The sequence below is a fragment of the Flavobacterium ginsengisoli genome, assembly GCF_029625315.1.
GTDB classification, from domain to species: domain Bacteria; phylum Bacteroidota; class Bacteroidia; order Flavobacteriales; family Flavobacteriaceae; genus Flavobacterium; species Flavobacterium ginsengisoli.
In genome coordinates this window covers 1,429,943-1,445,690 of record NZ_CP121110.1, presented here as the reverse complement: position 1 = coordinate 1,445,690, position 15,748 = coordinate 1,429,943, and the positions used below count along the sequence as shown (strand labels likewise).

General features: G+C 33.0%; 13 protein-coding genes and 1 pseudogene. 13 read left to right on the top strand and 1 reads right to left on the bottom strand.

From position 1 onward, the window contains the following. Window positions 1–52: 52 nt before the first annotated feature. From P5P87_RS06585 to P5P87_RS06560, 6 genes are all read left to right on the top strand, one after another. Complete coding sequence (locus P5P87_RS06585; protein ID WP_278022007.1) at window positions 53–490, top strand: RNA-dependent RNA polymerase family protein; 438 nt, start codon at window positions 53–55, stop codon at window positions 488–490. Window positions 491–506: 16 nt separating this feature from the next. Beyond that, entirely contained in the window at window positions 507–1,271 is a 765-nt protein-coding gene (locus tag P5P87_RS06580; protein ID WP_278022006.1) for a BamA/TamA family outer membrane protein, read from the top strand. Window positions 1,272–1,482: 211 nt separating this feature from the next. After that, a complete protein-coding gene (locus tag P5P87_RS06575; RefSeq protein ID WP_278022005.1) occupies window positions 1,483–2,157 on the top strand; it encodes a response regulator transcription factor in 675 nt (224 codons plus the stop codon). A 75-nt stretch (window positions 2,158–2,232) separates the two neighbouring features. Then, entirely contained in the window at window positions 2,233–3,540 is a 1,308-nt protein-coding gene (locus tag P5P87_RS06570) for a HAMP domain-containing sensor histidine kinase (RefSeq protein WP_278022004.1), read from the top strand. A gap of 82 nt (window positions 3,541–3,622) precedes the next feature. Continuing rightward, the gene (locus P5P87_RS06565) at window positions 3,623–4,345 is read left to right on the top strand and encodes a hypothetical protein (RefSeq protein ID WP_198856040.1); all 723 of its coding nucleotides are present in this window, start codon (window positions 3,623–3,625) and stop codon (window positions 4,343–4,345) included. A gap of 137 nt (window positions 4,346–4,482) precedes the next feature. After that, complete coding sequence (locus P5P87_RS06560; protein WP_278022003.1) at window positions 4,483–5,289, top strand: bestrophin family protein; 807 nt, start codon at window positions 4,483–4,485, stop codon at window positions 5,287–5,289. Between the two features lie 327 nt (window positions 5,290–5,616). On the opposite strand, the gene P5P87_RS06555 is transcribed toward P5P87_RS06560, so the two are convergent. Beyond that, the gene (locus tag P5P87_RS06555) at window positions 5,617–7,038 is read right to left on the bottom strand and encodes an aminotransferase-like domain-containing protein (RefSeq protein ID WP_111423661.1); all 1,422 of its coding nucleotides are present in this window, start codon (window positions 7,036–7,038) and stop codon (window positions 5,617–5,619) included. A 107-nt stretch (window positions 7,039–7,145) separates the two neighbouring features. Between P5P87_RS06555 and P5P87_RS06550 the strand changes: the two genes are divergently transcribed. From P5P87_RS06550 to P5P87_RS06515, 7 genes and pseudogenes are all read left to right on the top strand, one after another. Continuing rightward, a complete protein-coding gene (locus tag P5P87_RS06550; RefSeq protein WP_278022002.1) occupies window positions 7,146–7,994 on the top strand; it encodes an EamA family transporter in 849 nt (282 codons plus the stop codon). Window positions 7,995–8,390: 396 nt separating this feature from the next. Next, window positions 8,391–9,677, top strand: a complete 1,287-nt coding sequence (locus P5P87_RS06545) for an acyl-CoA dehydrogenase family protein (protein WP_278022001.1) — start codon at window positions 8,391–8,393, stop codon at window positions 9,675–9,677. After that, a pseudogene (locus tag P5P87_RS26095) lies at window positions 9,667–10,279 on the top strand (acyl-CoA dehydrogenase family protein). The gene P5P87_RS06545 and the pseudogene P5P87_RS26095 overlap by 11 nt, the downstream one beginning before the upstream one ends. Window positions 10,280–10,292: 13 nt before the next feature. Then, entirely contained in the window at window positions 10,293–10,652 is a 360-nt protein-coding gene (locus P5P87_RS06530) for an acyl-CoA dehydrogenase (RefSeq protein ID WP_278021998.1), read from the top strand. A gap of 218 nt (window positions 10,653–10,870) precedes the next feature. Further along, the gene (locus P5P87_RS06525) at window positions 10,871–12,514 is read left to right on the top strand and encodes a DUF6377 domain-containing protein (protein ID WP_278021997.1); all 1,644 of its coding nucleotides are present in this window, start codon (window positions 10,871–10,873) and stop codon (window positions 12,512–12,514) included. A gap of 203 nt (window positions 12,515–12,717) precedes the next feature. After that, a complete protein-coding gene (locus tag P5P87_RS06520; RefSeq protein WP_278021996.1) occupies window positions 12,718–14,934 on the top strand; it encodes a glycoside hydrolase family 3 C-terminal domain-containing protein in 2,217 nt (738 codons plus the stop codon). Window positions 14,935–15,073: 139 nt separating this feature from the next. Beyond that, window positions 15,074–15,721, top strand: coding sequence for a DUF1349 domain-containing protein (locus P5P87_RS06515; protein ID WP_278021995.1), 648 nt, complete (start codon window positions 15,074–15,076; stop codon window positions 15,719–15,721). The last annotated feature ends 27 nt before the right edge of the window (window positions 15,722–15,748 follow it).

The window sequence follows — 15,748 nt, the reverse complement described above, 5'->3', positions numbered from 1 at the left end:
GGTAAAATTTTTAAAAAATAATTATTTTCAGAATAAATTTAAAATCTTATGGTTGCTTTTTTTTATTCAACTTAATTTGAATGCCCAAACCGAGATTGACAGTTCTAAAATTTGTCCTCCCAGAACAATATTAGAAATCTTCAAAAAAAAGGATTCTATTTATGTTGTAAAACCAATAAAAAACAGCTTCTTCTTAATTATTCCAGCAATCGGCTCTCAACCTGCCACAGGTTTCTTTTATGGCGCTGTAGCTCAATATACTTTTAAAGGAAAAGAAAAAGCCGATAAATATTCAATAGCCAATGTCGGAATAACATACACCACAAAAAAGCAATGGCTTGTAAACGTTAAGAATAATATTCTATTGAAAAATAATAGAATATTTTTGAGTGGTGATTATCGTTTGTATATATTTTCGCAACCTAATTACGGTTTAGGAACAAATATTATTCCGCCTCGTCGCAATCAGGAGCTCTGGTTTCAGCATTGATTCTATTGCTGAACCAATGGATTATAATTATTTTAAATTTCATCAATCAGTTTCCTTTCAAGTTCATCCAAATTTTTACGTCGGCGGCGGTGTCAATATTGATTGGTACTCGAGTATTGTTGATAAAGACCTTGATGTTGCAAATGGAAAATTTACTTACCATTATAATTATAATCAGAAATATGGATTTGATGAATCAGAATATTTTTTAAACGGTGTGAGTCTAAATTTGGTTTACGATTCAAGAGATAATCAGGTGAATGCAACGCACGGCTGGTTTGCTAATATAAATTACCGTTTTAATCCAGAGATATTTGACAATCAAGAAGTAAGTAATGTTTTGTATGCCGAATATCGAAATTTTATTCCGGTTTCGCAAAAAGATAAACGATACATTCTAGCGCTTTGGACTTATGGACAATTTGTAACCAAAGGAAAAGTTCCATACTTGAATTTGCCAGCAATTGGTTGGGATCAGCGTAGTCGAAGCGGTGAGGGATATACACAGGGATTATTTAGAGGAACAAATTTAATTTATCTAGCAACAGAATTTAGGTTTCCGCTTAGTTGCGATCAAATGTTCAGCGGAACGGTTTTTACAAACTTCGTAACAACAAGTAATCCAGAAACTAATACAAAACTTTTTCAATATGTTCAACCAGCTTTCGGTTTCGGACTCCGTATTTTAATTGATAAAGCAACTAGAACCAATCTTATTGCAGATTATGCGTGGGGAAATAATTCTAAAGGATTCTATTTGAATGCTGGAGAGACTTTTTAAATGTAATAAAAACTACAATTTAGTTTAAACGCAACACTTCTCTTTTATTTCAAAAATTAAGATTAATAAGCTTTAACCCTAAAAAAATATGAAAAAGCAGGCTGTAAGGGTTGCTTTTTTTATTCTTCATAATTAAATCATAATTTGTAATGTTGTGTCAAATTATGTTAAATTGTATTCCTATTTTTGTTGTATATACACACTTCTTAAGATGAAATTACTGATAGTTGAAGACGAACCAAATCTATTATCGATATTACGTAAAGGGTTTGCAGAAAATAATAATGAAGTAAGCGTTGCAATGGACGGTAAAACGGCTATGGAAATGATTCATAATTATACCTTCGATGTAGTAATTTTGGATGTAATGCTTCCTGATGTCAACGGAATTGAAATTTGCAGAAGACTTCGTCTTGCAAAAAACTTTGTACCTATTTTGCTATTAACAGCTTTAGGAACTTCAGAAAACATTGTAACGGGATTAAACGCTGGAGCTGATGATTATTTGGTAAAGCCGTTTAAATTTGGCGAATTAGATGCCAGAATAAATGCGCTCTACAGAAGATCGCAACAGGAAACAGAAAAAATAGATACTATCACAATTGCCGATTTAGAAATAAACGGACGTGCCAAAACGGTTAAAAGAGATGGAGAAAACATTGTTTTAACTGCCAAAGAATTCAAACTATTATATTATTTGGCTAAAAATACTGGCAGAATCGTTTCGCGCGATCAGATTTTGGATAATGTTTGGGATATTAATTTTGACATGAATACCAACGTCGTAGATGTTTATATTACGTACTTAAGAAGAAAGATAGATAAGCCTTTTTCAACCAAACTGATTCATACCATGAAGGGTTTAGGTTATGTAATTAAGCCATAATATGGATATTAGAAAAAAATCACTTTCAATTATGTTGCCCTTTCTACCTTTAGTACTTCGCTATTGTGTATTATCGTGTTTTTTCTTTTTAGGGAAAACAATCGATATCACTTTTTAAAGCGATTAGATGATAGAGCAAAAATTGTCGCTTCAATTCATTTTCAAAAAGACCCAGAGAAAATTAAATATTATAAAAATCTTCAAAAAAATGGTCTTGAGGAATTAATTGAAGAAGAAGAATATGTATTAAAAATAAATAGCCATAATAGTTTTGATTATAATACAAATCTGAATCTTCCGAATACGTTTTACACCAATATTTTAAAAACAGGAAAAGATTCTTTTGAAAGAGATAATAAATATTATTTAGGACAGATTTTTCAAGAAAACAATCAAAAGTATATTGTAATTGTTAGCGCGAGAGATCGTAAAGGGAAAGACACGACCGTTTATATTGTCAAAATCATGCTTTTTGGCGGAATCGGTTTTGTGATTCTAGCGTTTCTTTTAGGGCGATTTTTAGCAAAACGAGTTATCGATCCTGTAGCAAGAATTACAAAAGAAGTAAAAAGAATTAGTGCTTCTAATCTTCATAATCGTCTTCCAGAGGTGAAAAATTCTGATGAAATTTCAGATTTGACCAATACTTTCAATAATATGCTGGATCGTTTGGAAACCTCTTTTGAGATTCAAGCGAACTTTATTAATAATGCTTCTCACGAATTAAAAACGCCAATAACAACAATTATTGCCGAAGCAGAAATTATGTTGCTTAAAGAAAGACAACAGCATGAATATGTAGAATCCCTACAAAATATATACAGTCAGGCTTCAAGATTAGGAAACTTAACAGAAAGCTTGCTAAAATTGACTCAAACAGGTTATGACGGACAAAAACAAGTGTCTGACATTGCGCGAATGGACGAGTTATTATTGGATGTGAAATCTGATCTTGATAAGATTTATCCAGACAATCGAGTAAGCATTAAACTTAATTTTGCTCCAGAAGATTCTAATTTATTGTTGCTGCCATGCAATAAACCGCTTTTAGAATTGGCAATCAATAACATTATTACAAACGGAGTAAAGTATTCTGATAATAATGAAGTGTTTGTGAATCTTTCTGCTAATAAAGAAATGATTAAAATTACAATTAATGATATCGGAATCGGTATTCCACCTGAAGATATTCCGCATTTATATGAACCTTTCTTTAGAGGTAAAATCGCCGCCAAATACATTGGTTACGGTTTAGGACTTCCGTTAGCTTCTAAAATCATTAGAATGCATGATGGAGAACTGCAAGTGCAATCTGAGCAAAATAAAGGAACTATCGTTACGATTACCTTTAAAAAATTCAACATTAAAAAATCTAATGTTTAATTTTAGAAAATTCTAATTTTAGATTAATAAAGGTCTAATTTCCGGATAGTTATTTTGTAAGTATAAACTAAAAGATATACTTATGAAAAATTTTCTTATACCTACGACTTTAAAAGATGATACAATCTCGGCTGTTAAATCTGCGGTAAATCAGTCTAAAAATACTGAATCAGAAATTATTTTAGTATTAGTTTCAGAAGCGCCTGATACGTTTTCTTCTTCTGGTTTTTTAAGAGAAATGAAATCTGGACTTACCAGAAGTCAGGAAGAAGTTCTAGAAACCTGCCGATATATTGTTGAACACACTTCAAACATAAAATTAAAAGTCCATAATCAATACGGACTTTCAGCACCAATTTTTAAAAGACTGATAGATGTCTTTTCAGTAAAATTGGTCATTCTTACTCATTCTTATAAACAAGAAACAAAAAGAATTCATCAATATTTAGTGCAATTGGCAGGAAATCAGAAATGTCCGATTCTGCATTTAAGTACAGAAGCTAATAAAGAGGTTTTCCATAAAGCACTTTATGTAGAAAATTCGAGCGTGAACATTCATGTAAAAGACGTTCAGGATTTCTTAAGCGCCAATTTCTCTTTCGAAATCGTAAGCCAAACTGCCAGTTTTGAAGACGACTACGAAAACGTTGCTCCATTTTTATCAGAAGCCATTTCTAAACATAATATTGATATGTTGGTAGAAACGAGAAAAGGCGAGAAAATCAAATTTAAAAAATCAAAAAAAGAAAATGTCAATGAAAAATTAGGACTTCCTGTTCTTTCATTGTACGAAGAGATGGTTTAAGAGTCTGAGATTCTAAGCTACTAAGACACTAAGTTTCTAAGTTTTTTAATTCTTAGCACCTTAGAAACTTAGAATCTTAGCCTCTCAAAAATTATTAATTTAAAACCGAAAATATGTTATTAAAGAAAAGAATACCAATGAAGTACGTTCTCGGGAAAATTAAAGTAGAAATTGTTTTAGTGTTGGCTTATACCATACTATTTGAAATTTTTCATCATTATTTCATCAATTTGCCTGTAGATATCCCGATTGCCATTCCGACCATGATCGGAACCATTATTTCCTTATTATTAGCCTTTAAGTCCAATCAGGCTTATGACAGATGGTGGGAAGCCAGAATTGTTTGGGGTGCTGTTGTAAACGATTCTAGAACCTTGATTCGTCAGGTTTTAACATTTTACGACGATCCAGATTTCTCTGTTGAAGCAAGTGAATTCAAAGAAAATTTTGCTAAAAGACAAATTGCATGGTGTTATAGTTTAGGAGAGTCGCTTAGAAATAGAGATGCAATAAAGCCGATTGAAGGCTTAATTAGCGAAGAAGAAATCAGATACATCAAAAATCATCAGAACGTTCCAAATGCAATTTTGATGCTGCATGCAAGAGATTTAAGAACAGCTAAAAACGAAAAGAAAATCAACATGTATCAACAGGTTGAAATTGATAATACATTGTCAAGATTGTGTGATGAAATGGGAAAATGTGAGCGTATTAAAAACACGATTTTCCCAACAACATACAGTATGTACATTAGATTGACTTTGTGTTTGTTTATTTTCCTATTGCCTTTCGGATTAACGAGTGTTTTAAGCTGGTTTGCAATTCCGCTGATTACTGCGATTGGTGCTCGCTTTTTTAATCGAAAGAATGGCGATTCATTTGCAAGATCCGTTCGAAAACAGACCTACAGATACGCCAGTTACTGCAATTGCAAATACAATTGAAAAAAATATCAAGCAAATGTTAAACGAATATCAAAGTGAATTTGATATTCTTAAAGAATTTGACTTAAAAGACGAACCTAAAAAAGTCGAAAAGGACGCTTATTTTGTCTTATAACTATTTAATTTTGGTCTTGAGTTAATTGTTGATTGGACAGTGAGTAGTTGCGCTGTCCAATTTTTTTTGTTATTTAAACACATAGTTTTGTCATTTCGACGAAGGAGAAATCTCCACAAGTAACTCCGTAACAATTTTCCAATCTTTGCTGAGCTTCTCGCGAAGATTTCTCCTTACGACGAAATGATAATATTGCGTTGATTTTTTAGAATCTAGAGTTGCTTCGCCAGCCTTCCCAAGGTCTGAATTGCAGTTCTCAATTCATTAGACCAAGGCAGTCCAAAGCTCAATCGCATACAATTTGAAAATTGATTTTGAAAGGAAAAAATCCTTCCCGGAGCGATGCTAATATTATGTTTAAGCGCTAAATGGTAAAAAGCGACTGTATCGATTTTTTTATCCAATTCGACCCAAAGAAAAAATCCACCTTGAGGTTGGCTCACTTTGGTTCCCGCAGGAAAAGACTCTAAAACTGTATTGATGTAATTGGTACAGTTTCGATTCAAAATTTGGCGAATTTTTCTCAGATGATTTTCGTAACGGCCATTTTTCAAGAAATCTCCAACAACTTCATGTGTAATGGTAGAATTGGAGATCGTATGGTACAATTTGGTTCTCAGAACTTCTTTTTTAAACTTTCCTGGAGAAACCCAACCCACGCGATAGCCTGGTGCCAGACTTTTAGAAACCGAACTGCAGCACAAAACGATACCGCTTTCATCATACGTTTTACAGTTTGTCGGACGGCTTGTTCCAAAATACAAATCACCGTGAATATCATCTTCAATTAGCGGAACATTATAAAAATCCATTAAACGGACGATTTCCTTTTTATGTTCGTTTGGTAGCATGCTTCCCGACGGATTACTGAAATTACTCATCAAAACACAGGCTTTTACTTTCTTTGTAGAAAGCGTTTTTTTAACTGCTTCAATTTCAATTCCTGTTGTCATATTGGTTGGAAGTTCCATTACGTACAAACCCAATGATCTTGCCAATTGCAGAATCCCAAAGTAAACAGGACTTTCAGTAATGATAGTGTCTCCTGGTTTTGTCAGCGTTAATAAACAATCTGAAATAGCCGAAATACAGCCCGGAGTCGTTATAATATCATCTTCAGTCAAGGAACCTCCCCAAGTAAACGACCAACGTGCAATTTCTTTTCTTAAATTACTATTTCCTTCAATTTCCTCATAACTTGTTCCGCTGTTTGGAAGTTGACGCATGGCTTGAACCATTCCTTTATTCAGTTTCGCAATCGGAAGTAATTCATTTGAAGGAAAACCAAGCGAAAGCATCGTAATATCTTTTTTACGCATATCGCCATAAACCAAATCCACCAAATCCTCACGTTCGATATTTTCAAGTGTTAAAAGCGGTTTGCTTGCTGATGGTTCTGGAATTGTTCTAGCCGAAATATTGCTTACATAATAACCCGATTGTGGTCTTGATTCGATCAAAGAACGGCTTTCAACTTCGTAATATGCTTTACTTACCGTGCTCATGCTATAACCTGTTTCAGCACAGACTTCTCGTATAGATGGCAATTTGTCGCCTACATTTAAAAGCCCTGATTTGATCTGTTTTTCGATGAGGTCAGCAAATTGAAGATATAAGTAATTCGAATTTTTCATAAAAAAATAAAACTGTTATGCTGCAATTTACAAAAACTGTATCTGTATTGCTGTTTTATTTTTAAGAAATTTGCGTCATCAAAAGAAAACAATTTAAAAGCAATTTTGTGAAAACAACAAAGTATTATATCGCGGCGATTTCAGCCTTTATTACGTGGGGACTTTTTAGTTTGGTTTTAAAGCCAATTCATGAATATCCTTCGTTAGATATTTTGTTTTTTCGTGTTTTCAGTTGTGCTGGTTTAATGCTTTTAATTGCTTTTTTGTTTAAAAGAAAACAAATAAAAGAAACGATTGAGATTTTTAAAGCTTTATCAAAATCAGAAAAAAGAAAATCGGTTCTGCTGAATATTGGCGGAAGTGTTTTTTTGATGGCAAACTGGTTCACCTTTATTTATGTGGTTAATCATGTGAGTGTAAAAGCGACTTCTTTGGCATATTTGGTTTGTCCAATTTTAACGACTTTATTGGCTTATTTTATACTGAAAGAAAAACTGCTAAAAACACAATGGCTTTCTGTCGGATTAAGTATTTCGGGATGCATATTGCTCTCATACACCGATATAATGGATATGTTTTTCAGTATTATTATAGGGCTTACTTATCTCGCTTATTTAGTAAGCCAACGTGCTAACAGAGGTTTTGATAAGTTTATTGTTTTGACTTTTCACATCACATTGTCAGCCTTGTTTTTATTACCGTTTTATCCGGTTTTTGGGGGACCGGTTCCAACGGAATTTAAGTTTTATCTCTGCATTGAAACCATTGCAATTGTATTTACTATAATTCCGTTATTTCTCAATTTATATGCACTTTCAGGAATCAACTCTTCAACAGTTGGAATGTTATTAAACATTAATCCGATGATTGCATTTGGTTTGGCGACCTTTTTTTCAAAGAAAATATTACGCCTTTGCAGATTACAGCATACGGTATCATTTTTACCGCAGTGTTAGTTTTTAATTCGCATCATATTTTTGCCATAAAGCAAAAAATGACCTCAATATCCAAGGGTTCTTAATTTCTTAGTTTTCATATTTTTTATTGGTTTAAAATCGAAAATTATAAGAACCTTAACAGGATGTTTAAACAGGAATGAGTATTTTTCATTCCTGTTTTTTTGCGATAAACTGAAAAAAATATTTAGCCACAGATTGTACAGATTAAAAGGATTATATTCTTTGTACAAAAAAAGTGTCGCCACGAATTCCACTAATTTTCACGAATTAAATTATTTTTAGAATAGGGAATAAAATTTGCGAAAATTAGTGGAATTCGTGGCGAAAAAAAATCGTTTAAATCTGTGAAATCTGTGGCTAAAAAAAACTATTTCCAAACCGAATACTGTTGATATGAAAAATACCAAACTTCAAGCCTTTACTCCGTTATTTTATTTAGTGTGGTCAGATGATTTACTGACACAAAAAGAGTTTACAACCTTAAAAGAGTTTATAAATTCGCTAAATGTTTTGTCTCAAGAAGAAAAAGAATATTTGCTTTCTAAAGTAGATATTTCAAATCCGCCTTCGCGAAATGAACTCACACAATGGAAATTGGATATTGAAAAAAGCATTCAGGATAAATCTTCTGTTAAGTCGATTTTTGATATTGCAAGAGCACTTTCGGGAACCGATTTGGATTTAACACCAATCGAATCCGATTTCAAAAAACTAGAAAATGATTTAGGGATTTTAGGCGAAGAGGCGCTTCAAAACTTTAAAACCAAAGCGGATTCTTTTACAGCCAATTCTCATACAGATGCTAGTTTTGACATTCAGAAAATCACTCAACTTTTAGACGGAAAAGAAGGCGCAATAATTGAAAGAGTTAAATCTGTGATTTCGAGACCTGAATTTGCATATGAAACGTCTACTGATATTAATGTTTTTAGACAAACCGTTTACAAATGGTGCAAAATTCTAGCCGATGAAAATTTAGGAGGCATGGCTTATCCAAAAGAATATGGCGGAGGAGGAAATATTGAAGATTATTTCGCCATCATGGAAACGCTGAGTTATCACGATTTAAGTTTGGTAATTAAATTTGGTGTTCAGTTTGGACTTTGGGGAATGAGTGTTCAATCGTTAGGAACTGAAAAACATTATGCTAAATATTTAAAAGATATTGGCTCGTTGAAACTTCCAGGCTGTTTTGCCATGACCGAAACACATCACGGATCGAACGTAAAAGGTCTAGAAACAACAGCAACTTACAATCATAACGATCAGACTTTTACCATTCATACGCCAAATAAAAATGCTCAAAAAGAATATATTGGCAACGCAGCTGTTCATGGACAAATGGCAACTGTTTTTGCTAAATTAATTATTGACGATCATGATTATGGCGTAAATGCTTTTGTGGTTCCGTTACGCGATCCAAACGGAAATGTATTAAACAGAGTAACAATTGGCGATTGCGGTCATAAAATGGGATTAAATGGCGTAGATAACGGAACAATAAGTTTTGATAATGTAGTGATTCCGAAAGACAATATGCTGGATCGCTTTGCTTCAGTAAATGATAAAGGCGAATTTGAAAGCCCGATTCCGAGTGATAATAGACGATTTTTCACGATGTTAGGGACTTTGGTTGGAGGAAGAATCGGAATTCCGCGTTCGGCTTTAGTTGCGAGCTAAATCAGGATTAACAATTGCCATTCGCTACAGCGATCAAAGAAGACAATTTGGTCCAGAAGGAGGTTCTGAAGTTCCTATTTTAAATTACAGAATGCATCAGCGTCGATTATTGCCACCCTTAGCTAAAACGTATGCAGTTCATTTTGCACTTCAATATTTAACGAGTAGATTTTTAAACAAAACCGAAGCTGAAATGCAAGAAATCGAAGCATTGGCAAGCAGGAATGAAATCTTATTCTACTTGGAGTACGAGAGATATTCTGCAAGAATGTAGAGAAGCTTGCGGAGGAAAAGGCTATTTGTCTGAAAATAGAATAGATGCGCTTAAAAACGATACTGAAATTTACACCACTTTTGAAGGAGATAATACCGTTTTAATGCAATTAGTAGCTAAAAACAGATTAGCAGAATTCAGAAAGTCATTTGGAGAAATGGGTTCGCTGGGAATTATCAATTATGTATACGAAAATGCAAAAACAGCAATTGCGGAGAAAAACCCAATTGCAACCCGTAGAACAGAAGACGAACATTTGTTAGATGGAGAATTTCATCTTCAGGCATTTGTTCATAGAGAAAAAACAATTTTGGCTTCAGCAGACTAGACGTATCAAAAAATTGATTGATGGAGGATTAGAACCTTATGATGCTTTCAACGTTGTGCAACATCAAATGATTGATGTGGCCGAAGCATATTTGGAAAGAATAGTCTTAGAGCAATTTCAAATCGCAATAAAAGCAGTTGAAGACGAATCTTCGAAAGTTATTTTGACGAAATTGAATCAGTTATATGCGCTTTCGCAGATAGAAAAAAACAAAGGTTGGTATCTTGAAGACGGTTATATGGAAGCAGTAAAAACCAAAGCAGTCCGTAAAATGGTAAATCAGCTTTGTTGGGATATTCGTCCAGACGCTGTGGCTCTCGTAAATGCTTTCAATATTCCAGAAAGTTGTTTAGCGGCGCCTATTGCGCTTTAGTTTTATATAGTATAGCAAAGCTTTGTGAAATTTTAAAAACTTTCACAAAGCTTTTGTTTTAATAAATTTATTTATAGTAATTATATCTTTGTCATTGTATTATTTATAGTAGAAAATACTGCAATATCATTTTTGGTTAATTATAACCACTCTCAAAATAATTCATTTTTTATATTTTCGCTTTGCTATATTTGTAATTCCTTTATATTAAAATCGCTTTGAAAAAATATTACTTATTTCTGTTTTTTATTTTAAACCTTCCACTTTTTGCATCGGAGAGTACAGATGTTATTTTGAAAGAATTAAACGAAGCGATTAAAAATAAACAGCATTACGTAAAGATTAAAGAAGAGCGAATTCTGAATTTCAAGAAGATAAAATCGGATAATCTTACGAAAGAGCAGGAGTATAATTATAACAAAACACTTTATTTTGAATATCAGAAACTAAACTCAGATTCTGCAATTCAATACGTAAAAAAGAACATCAAAATTGCCGAAGAACTTCAAAATAAAGAACTTTTAGATTTAGCTCAATTGCAACTGGTAACACTTTATTCTTCTTCTGGAAAATATCGTGAATCTGAAGCAATTTTAAAAAGCATTAATAAAAAAAGTCTTCCTGCTTCTTTACTTCCAAATTATTATATTTCGTATCGTGAATTTTTTGAACATTATGCGGCTAATAGTTATAGTCCTGAGTACAGAAAACAGATTGGGAGTTATCGTGATTCATTATTAAGTATTCTAAAACCAAATACTTTAGAATATCAAATTAATAGAATTCAGCAAGATATTTTTATTGATAAAAAATACAATGATCCTAAAAAGCAGTTATTAGCTTTATTGAATAAAACTAAAGAAGAAAGTCCAGAATATGCAATGATTACCTATTTGTTAGGAAAAATAGGTGAAGCTACGCATGACTTAGAAGCTAGAAAAAGATACTATGCACTTTCTGCCACTTCAGATATTAAAAATGCCAATAAAGACAATGCTTCACTCCAAGAGTTGGCTTTAGTTTTTTACGAAATTGGAGATGTCGATATGGCTTATAAACTCACACAATCTGCGATTGAAGATGCATTATATTGCAATGTTCAGTTTCGAACTTTGTTGATGTCAGAAGTATATTCGATTATTAATACAGTTTATCAGGAACGTGAAGCGCAACGAAAAAGTGAATTACAGATTTATTTGCTTTGCATCAGTTTGCTTTCTCTATTTTTACTAGTTGCAATTATTTACGTTTACAAACAAATGAAAAAGGTTTCTAGAATTAGAAGCGAACTTTATGAAACCAGCCAGAAACTAGCAGAGTTAAATAAAGATATTACTGAAACAAACAAGCAGTTGCAAGAAAGTAATCTGCAATTGTCTGAATCTAATTTGGTTAAAGAAGAATATATTGCACATTTCTTCAGTCTTTGCTCAACTTACATTAACAAATTAGAGAATTATCGCATTAGTTTAAACAAGAAAGCAACAGCAAAACAATTCGACGAAATTTACAAAATATTAAAATCAACTACTTTGGTTGATAACGAGCTAGAAGAATTATACAAAAACTTCGATATTATCTTTTTAAACTTATATCCAACATTTGTCAAAGATTTCAATGCTTTATTAATTCCAGAAGAACAAATCGTTTTAAAGCAAAATGAATTACTAAATACAGAACTTCGAATTTTTGCTTTAATCAGACTCGGAATTACCGACAGTGTTAAAATAGCGACATTTTTGCGTTATTCTTTAAGCACAATTTACAACTATCGCACAAGAGCTCGAAATAAGGCGGCAGTTTCGCGAAATGATTTCGAAGAAATGGTCATGAAAATTGGCTCAATGGCTTTGAAAGCGTAAATGTTTATTTCAAAATCACTACTTTTTTTAAGGTATTTTTTATTTTAAATATTTAAAAATCAAATAATTAATTTTTTAAACCACTACTTTTTTCTGTCTAAAAATGTAACTTGTACGATAACGTTTTAGTTTTACAATATGATAGAAAAGTTTTTATATAGACTTTATAATATTATCTAACTAATGCTTTAATTATTACTGTTATGTTAAAAAACGTTAAAACAATTGTTGTTTTACTTTTACTGAGTTCTTTGGGAGCAAATGCTCAGAATAAAGTTCCAGTTTATCTAGATGATAAAAAACCGATTGAAGAGCGCGTAGAAGATGCGCTTAAACGAATGACAACTGATGAGAAAATTGCCATGATTCATGCGCAGTCTAAATTTAGTTCTCCAGGTGTTAAACGTCTTGGAATTCCCGAAAACTGGATGACTGATGGACCACACGGAATTCGTACAGAGGTAAAATGGGACGAATGGGATCAAGCTGGATGGACAAACGATTCTTGTATTGCTTTTCCAGCGCTTACGGCACTTTCATCTACATGGAACAAAGAATTGGCTTCTTTATATGGTAAATCTATTGGAGAAGAAGCTCGTTACCGTAACAAAAATGTATTATTAGGACCTGGTGTAAATATTTATAGAAGTCCATTAAACGGTCGTAACTTCGAATATATGGGAGAAGATCCGTTTTTGGCATCTAAAATGGTTGTTCCTTATATTAAAGGTGTTCAAGCAAATGGAGTTGCAGCTTGCGTAAAACATTTCGCTTTAAATAATCAAGAAACAAATCGTAACTCGGTTAACGTAATCGTTGACGACCGTGCGTTGTACGAAATTTATCTTCCTGCTTTTAAAGCCGCAGTTCAAGAAGGTGATGTTTGGTCAATTATGGGAGCTTACAACAAATACAAAGGACAGCAATGTTGCCACAACGAATATTTATTAAACGATATTCTTCGCGGAGAATGGGGCTTCAAAGGAGTTGTAGTTTCAGATTGGGGTGGAGTTAGTGATACTAAACAAGCTATTCACAATGGTTTGGATATGGAATTCGGTTCTTGGACAAATGGACTTTCTTGGGGAACAAGTAATGCATATGATAACTACTATTTAGCAAAACCATATGCAGAAATGATCAAAAAAGGAGAAGTTGGAACTAAAGAATTGGACGAAAAAGTACGTCGCATTCTACGTTTATCTTTCCTAACTACAATGGATAGAAACCGTCCTTTTGGATCTTTTGGAACTGAAGAGCATGCTTTGGCTGGCCGTAAAATTGCTGAAGAAGGAATCGTTTTATTGCAAAACAACAACAATATTCTTCCAATCAATCTTTCTAAAACCAAAAAGATTGCTGTAATTGGAGAAAATGCGATCAAAATGATGACAGTTGGTGGAGGAAGTTCTTCGCTTAAAGCAAGATACGAAATCACGCCACTTGAAGGTTTAAAGAAAAGAATCGGAAACCAAGCTGAAATTGTTTATGCAAGAGGTTATGTAGGAGATCCTACAAGTAATTACAATGGAGTTATTGCTAAAGTAAGTTTGGAAGAAAAACGTTCTCCAGCTGAATTGACTGCAGAAGCTTTAAAAGTAGCTAAAGATGCTGATATTGTTCTTTTTATCGGAGGATTGAACAAAAGCGAAAATCAAGATGACGAAGGACATGATCGTAAAGAGTTGAATTTATCTTATGGTCAGGATAAATTAATTAGCGAATTAGCGAAAGTAAATAAAAACATTGTTTTTGTAAATATTTCTGGAAATGCAATTGCAATGCCTTGGATTAAAGAAGTTCCAGGAATTGTTCAGGGATGGTTTTTAGGAACTGAGGCAGGAAATGCTTTAGCAAATGTTTTGGTTGGAGATGTAAATCCTTCTGGAAAATTATCTTTCACTTTCCCAGTAAAATTATCTGATAACGGAGCTCATGCTTTAGGAGAATTTCCATGTGGCGATGAGGTAAAATACAACGAAGGAATTTTTGTTGGATACCGTTGGATTGACAAAAACAAAATCAAACCATTGTTCTCTTTTGGACACGGTTTGAGCTACACGACTTTTGCTTATGGAAAAGTAACAGCTGACAAAAAACAAATTAACGAAGGAGATAAAATAACATTCTCAGTTAACGTAAAAAATACAGGAAGCAGAGAAGGATCTGAAGTAGTACAATTGTACATTACTGACGTGAAATCTTCATTGCCTCGTCCGATAAAAGAATTAAAAGGTTTTGAGAAAGTTGCTCTTAAAGCTGGAGAAGAAAAAACAGTAACGTTTACAATTGATAAGACGGCTTTAAGTTTCTTTGATGATAAAAAACATGACTGGGTTGCAGAACCTGGTGATTTCGAAGCAATTATTGGTGCTTCATCTACAGATATAAAATCTAAAGTGAAATTCTCACTTAAATAATTTTTTTATTTCTAAAATTGGTTGGTTTGTAAAAGTCTGCAAGTGTAAAAATTTGCGGCTTTGCTTTTGTCTTAAAATTTTAGATGTACAAACAAAATATTAGAAGTTTTGCTTTAATAATAAAAATCAAATTTTGAAAATGAAACGAATACTACTATTTACATTTGGTTTTGTCATGTTCCAGAACCTTTCAGCACAGAGTCTGAACAAAATGCAATGGTTTAATGAACCTGAAAAATGGGAAATTAAAAATAATGCATTGATTATGAATGTCACCGCAAATAGCGATTACTGGAGAATTTCGCACTATGGATTCACGGTGGATGATGCGCCTTTTTACTACGCCAATTATGGTGGAGAGTTTGAAGCAAAAGTAAAACTGACAGGAAACTACATCGCTCGTTTTGACCAGATGGGTTTGATGATTCGTATAGACGAGAAAAATTACATCAAAACAGGAGTGGAGTTTGTAGACGGAAAATTTAATGTCAGTACCGTTGTAACACACGACAAAAGCGATTGGAGCGTAACAACTTTAGATAAAGTGCCTCCTTTTATTTGGATTAAAGCCGTACGACGATTAGATGCCGTTGAAATATTCTATTCTTTTGATGATAAAAACTATATCATGACCAGAAATGCGCCTTTACAGGATAACGCACCAGTTATGGTAGGTTTAATGGTCGCTTCTCCTGACGGAAAAGGCTTTGAAGCAAAATTTGAAAACTTCTCTGTAAAACATTTACCAGACCAGAGAAGAGCAGAATGGCTAAAAAATCATCAATAAGCTAAATTTCAATCTAAAAATCCAAAC